The sequence below is a fragment of the Arthrobacter sp. RT-1 genome, from assembly GCF_003367205.1.
Classification (GTDB): Bacteria; Actinomycetota; Actinomycetes; order Actinomycetales; family Micrococcaceae; genus Arthrobacter.
On record NZ_QRGQ01000029.1, the window covers coordinates 1 to 5,789 of the forward strand.

Genomic DNA, 5,789 nt, shown 5'->3' on the forward strand with positions numbered 1-5,789 from the left:
ACTCACATCAGCAGCCCCCGGCAACTGCTTATCCCCACCCAGGCGCATGTTCGCCGGCGACACCTGATTCAACGTCGAACCAGACTCATCATCCACAAACACCTCCCCCGCGTCCTGCAAAATGTCGAACGTCGTGGACGCCGGCGTCACAGCACCATCCAGGACCCGCGACGGGTAGTTCAGCCGGCCCACCGCATTCTTGGACTTCGAGACCACCCACACACCGCCGTCGTTCAACTCCACCTCAGTGGTCTTGAACCCCGGATAGAGCACTGCCCCGGTCACCACAACAGCCACTGCGGCACCAAAGGCAGTGCCGGTGACGATCTTTTTGTGGCGCCGTTTCAATCCAAGTTTCCCCAGCAGACGTGTCACAGCGATTTTTCCCTCAAGGTTTGGCGGTGGCCCCCAGGCCGACACATCGGAGTACCCGGTATTGGACTCTCCGTTCCCCGGGCAAGCCTACCCAAGGGGCAGTAAGCCCGCGATGGGGAGGTCTCCCCCCGGGTCCGGCCTGCAGCATCTCTCTGCCAGGCTGTCAGCACGGCGGCACCCCGGCATTTCCCGGCTCGCCCAGGGTGGTGGAACCAGCCACAACGTAGCGGCCCACGTTGCTGGCAGAGCCTGCCTCGATCCGGTACCAGGCGCGAATCGGGTTGGGGGTCCAGTGGTCGCTCTGGATGATGTAGCAGCGGACCACCAGAGTGTGGTTGTCGGCAACGTACAGCCACGGCGGCCGGTGCGCGTTGATGCCGTCGCAGTCATAGTAGGGTGCCGGCCGGTAGTTCGCCCCGCCCAGGGTGTAGGTGCAGGACCGTACAAAAGCCGGGTCTGCGGAACTCAGCCGGGTGGTCCATTCGCCGCGCTTGCCGGAGGTGGCGGTGGCGCTGACCTGGGCGCTGCCGGTGCCCAGGGAGTTGAACGTCTGCACGGTGATGGTGCGCTGCTGTTCCCAGCCACCTGTGTTGATCGTCCTGCTGCCGGAGGGGGCAACACTCTCCCAGCCGCCTCCACTGATGAGGATCCGGGTTTCCGCGACGTCATTGGTGGACGTGGAGGGCGATGACCAGCTCAGGGTTACGGTCTGGTCATTGAGCTGTCCGTTGGTGCCGCTGGCGGAGGGTGTGCCCGGTGAGCCGTACGGCGTGACCCTGGCGGGTGCACTGGCGTCAGAGCTCGGCGCCACGGTGGAGACCGCGGTGACGGTAACGGCGATGTCCTGGCCGTTGGTGAATCCGCCCACGGTTTCGCCGGGGCTGATGGGTCCGGTTTGTCCTCCCGCAGAGTAGCGGTAGCTGACTTCCTCGGCGCGGGAACCGTTGCGCTGGGCGTCCGTGAGCCTGTTGAACTGGATGGTGACCTGCCGGCCGGCGCCGTTTGTATTGGCGGGCGTCGCGCTGACGCCGGAAACCTGGGCGAGTTTTCCGGTGGCGCGCCGGGGGGCCGAGGGTGGGCTGGCGGCGCCCTTGCCGGCCTTGTTTTCGGCCTGGACGGTAAAGGTGTAGGCCGTCTCGGAGTTCTGTGCCCGGAACACGGCAGTGCGGCCTGTCCCGGCCACCACCTGGGTCTGTGGGGCTGCGCCCCCGCCGTTCATGGTGACGTAGTAGTTCCGGATGGGATCACCGTTGGTGTCGGGGTCGGCCCAGTCCACCCTGATCTGGTTTTCGCTGCCCACCGCGGAGGCAACAGCCGTGGTGGGTGCAGCGGGGGCGGCCGGGACACCGGCAGGGTTGTCCTCTACGGAGTAGATGCTCCATTCGGAGGGGCCAAGTTCGTTGACGGCCTGCGCGCGGACCCGGTATTTGACGCCGTTCGTGAGGCCGGTCCACGTGTAGTTCAGGCCGGCCACCTCATTCTTGACGGCGATGCCGTTGGAAGGCGGCGGCGAGATCTCCAGGTTGTAGTGCTTGACCGCGGAGCCCTCCGTCTTGGCGGCAGGCCAGTTGATGACCATGTTCCTGTCGCCGGCTTTGACTAACGGCGCGTCCGGAGGGGAGGGCTTTTCATCCGGCCGGATCTCGTTCGAGGCTGCCGACGGCCGGGATTTGCCCACTTCGTTCTCGGCGATGACGGTGAAGACGTATTTGACGTCGTTGGTCAGCCCGGAGAGTGTGCAGGTGGTGGTGGGGCACGCCTGCGAAAAGCCGGTGTTGGATTCCACGCGGTAGCCGGTGATGGCGGCGCCATTGTCCGACGGCGGCGCCCACTTGAGGACGGTTGTCCGGCTGCGGACGTCCGTGGCGGAGGGGGCAGAGGGCGCGTCCGGCACGTCACGGACGGTCAGCCGCAGGCGGCCGGTTGCCTGCCGTGAAACGTCGCCGGTCTTGTCCACCACCGTGTAGCGGACCACCATCACGCCTTTGAAGCCCGGTGCCGGGGTCACCGTGACGGAGTCACCGTCGAATGTTGGTTGTCCCGCCGCAGATCCCGTTTCCACTCCCGCGGCAACTATTTTCAGCGGTGCATCGTCGAACGGGTTTCCGTCGTTGCCCAGGACGTTGACGGTTTCCGTCTTGCCCGCGTTCGCTTTTTCGACGACGTCGTCGTTGGCCACGGGCATGGGCCTGTTGGAGGCTACGTGCCGTGCGGAGATGTTTGCTTTCACCGCCGGAGACCTGCCGTCGGTGACCCGGACGGGGATGTTTCCGGTAAACCCGGCCGCTACCGACGTTTCGGCCCTGACTTCGAGGATGGAACCGTTCACGGAGGCCGAGAATCCGGCGGGCAGACCGCCGTCCAGCTCAAACTTCAGGTTGCCCTTGTCCTGTTCATCAACATCCGCAGCGAGCGGCCCGAGGTCGAGCCGGGCTGTTTCGGCCTTGGGTACATCCAGTGCAGCACCGCTGAAGGTGGGCGGGTGGTTGGCGTTGGGGTCCGGTATCACCCTGGTCATGATGACAAGGGTGGACTTCAGGCCCTGGGGGTCGTCCGGTCCGTTGCCGTCCGTGACTTCGAAGGTCAGGGACCCCGGGCCCACGTAGTCGGCCTTGGCGGCGTAGCGGAGCGCGGTCCCGTCTGCGGCAATAACGTTTTCGGGCGAAGCACCCTGGACCTTGACGGAGTCTGCCACGGTGATGCGCGGCCGCTTCCCGTCGCGTACCCGGACGTAGTCGATGAGGTCGAGGGTGACGTCCTTGCCAGCCATCACTTCGACGATGTCGGTCCTCGACAGGCTGGGGTGTTGGGCTCCCTGTCCGGGGATCCACATAACGGCGGTCGAACTCAGGCCGTCAACATCCGTGACGGTATAGGGAATCAGCTGGTCCTCCGGTGTGAGGGTCACCAATACGTTGCCGGAGCCCCCGTCCCGCGCGTTCGGGTTGCCGTCCGGGAGGCTGATCTTCAGGTCCGCGGCGACGCCGTCGGCATCGGAGTCGTTCTTGAGGACCGGGACGTCGACAGCGGCCTTGCCGAGGGTTTCCGAGGGCGTAACCCTGTCATCCTTTGCGGCCGGACGCTTGAGCTCGGCGTCGGGACTGATCCGGATCCGGATGGCAGCCCCGGCCCCTGCCTTCTTGTCATCCTGGATTTGGTAGCCGATGCCGGCGTTGCCGGCAATCGACGGGGCTGTGAAGAGTACCTTGGAGTCCTCGGTGGCTTCCGCCTGGAGCTCGGGCAGTGCCTCGAACGAGCCGGCGAGCAGGGCGATGGGGTCGCCGTCGGGGTCGGAGTCGTTGGCCAGCGCGTCCACCGCAACTTTGCGCCCGGGCCGGACATCGATGGAGTCTTCCACGGCGATGGGGTTCTGGTTGTTGGCTTCCGGCGGGGCGATGCCCACAATCACGGTTCCCGTGTTTTCGGCTCCGATGCGGTCGCGGACCCGGTAGGTGAAGGTATCGGTGCCTACGGCGTCGCCGGCGGCGGTGAATTCGAGGTAGCCGTCCTTGACGGTGGCCGTACCCATCGCGGCGGCCTTGTCGATGCCGATCAGCTGAACGGAGTCGCCGTTCGCGTCTATCCCGTCCAGCGGTACCGGGATCTTCACGGTCATCCCGGAGACAACCCGGGCCGTCAGGTTCCGCGGCTCGGGCCGGGAGTTGCGTTCGTCGTCGCGGGCCTGGATCCGGATGGTGACCTGCTGGGAGTCCACCTGGCCGGTGTCATTCCGCACCTTGTAGATGGCGTAGACGGTTTTGGGAGTCTCGCCGGCAATGAACCGCAGCGTGTCCCCGGATACGAACATCCGCCCGTCCGCGGCATCGGGCTCCTGGGCAAGTTCGGGAACCAGTGCCAGTTTCCCGCCGTTGGGGTCAGTGTCATTGCCCAGGACCGGGATGGTCACCACGTCCCCGGCGCGTACGGTGGCCTCGTCCGGCTTGGCCTGCGGCGGCTGGAGTTTGGCGGGGGCCGGGACCAGCAGCACCGCGATCTCGCCCACTGCGGACGCGCGGCCATTGGAAATGGTGTACTTCATGGTCAGCTGGCCTTCGGCACGGATATCCGTCATGCGGACCACCGAATGGTCCAGGACGGAGACGCTGACCGGCAGGCCGGAGTCCGCGGTGACGGACTGGACTACCAGCACGCCGCCCGACGGGTCGGAGTCGTTCCCCAGCACATCCACCAGCACGCTGCCGCCGGTGGGAAGCAGGGCGATGTCGCGCACCGCCACCGGTGCGCCCTCATCGTTGCCTGGAACGACGTCGACGCGGACCAACTGCTGGGCGCTGGCCGGCCCGTTGGTCACCAGGTAGGAGACGTAGTGTGCCCCCAGCACCTCGGAGTTGAAGGTGAAGGTCTGCTGGTCGGCCCCGATGGTGGCTGTTGACTGCTCATCCGTTGTAGCCTGCGCCAGGCGCAGGGATCCGCCCTGCGGATCAACGTCGTTCTTGAGCGGGGCGATCACGGTGTCGGCGCCGGCCCCGGCGATGACGTGGTCGGCGTTGGCCAGGGGCGGCAGTGCGCCCGGCGCGCGGACGTCAACGGCAATCCGTCCCTCGGCCGTGGCTTTTCCGTCGGAAATGCGGACGGTGAGGACTTTGCGGCCGGGGGCTGTTCCCGAGTCCTGGAAGGTGAGCTGCCCGTCGGGCCTGATCCGGACCTGGTCCAGCGGGTCCGGGCTGGTCACGGATTCCGCGAAGAGGTCGTCGCCGTCGGGGTCAATCCAGTTGGGGAGGATGTTCTGGGTGAGCGCCTTGCCCTGCTGGAGCACCAGCGTGGTTTCGCGGTTTGGTTTCTGCTGCGGCGCTGAATTTTCGCCGGCAGGAACGATGCGCAGTGCCACGTCGGCAGTTCCTGACAGTCCGCGCCCGTCGTCCACTGTGTACTGGAAGGAGTCTGTTCCGGTCTTGTCGGCGGGCACCGCGACCTGGAAGCCGGTGTCGCCGTAGATGGTGGAAAGGGTTCCGGACTTAACCTCGGCGGGCGGTCGCAGGGTGAGGATGTCGCCGTCCGGATCCGTATCATTGTCCAGCACGGGCAGGATGGTGGTCTTGCCGGCGCGGACACCAAAGGCATCCGGTTTTGCAGAGGGCGGGCTGTTGGGTTTGGTGCGGTCGGGCAGGACGGTCTGCTGGACTTCGTCGGCGGAGTCCTTGTCCGCGTCGTCCGACGTTTCTTTGGGCGGAATGACGTCGTCCCAGTTGTTGACGAGCTGCATGTTCTGGTTGACCAGCCACACGTTGCCCGAGTTCACATCGTTCAGGACCACCAGGTCACGGTTCACCCGGAAAACATACGACGGCGACGCACTGGCCTTGGGCACGTCCACGTTCTTGTCGTCAGCGTCGTTCGTGCAGTCACGGACGTACTTGTTCGCCCCTGACCACGCCGCGTGCACACACCCGCCC

2 protein-coding genes are annotated in these 5,789 nt (G+C 65.9%); both read right to left on the bottom strand.

What is annotated here, in order from left to right:
• Positions 1-375, bottom strand: a 375-nt coding sequence (locus tag DXK94_RS17325) for a hypothetical protein (protein WP_147294395.1), incomplete at its 3' end; no start/stop codon positions are given.
• A 163-nt stretch (positions 376-538) separates the two neighbouring features.
• On the bottom strand, positions 539-5,789 hold a 5,251-nt coding region (locus tag DXK94_RS17330; protein WP_147294396.1), incomplete at its 5' end, for an Ig-like domain-containing protein.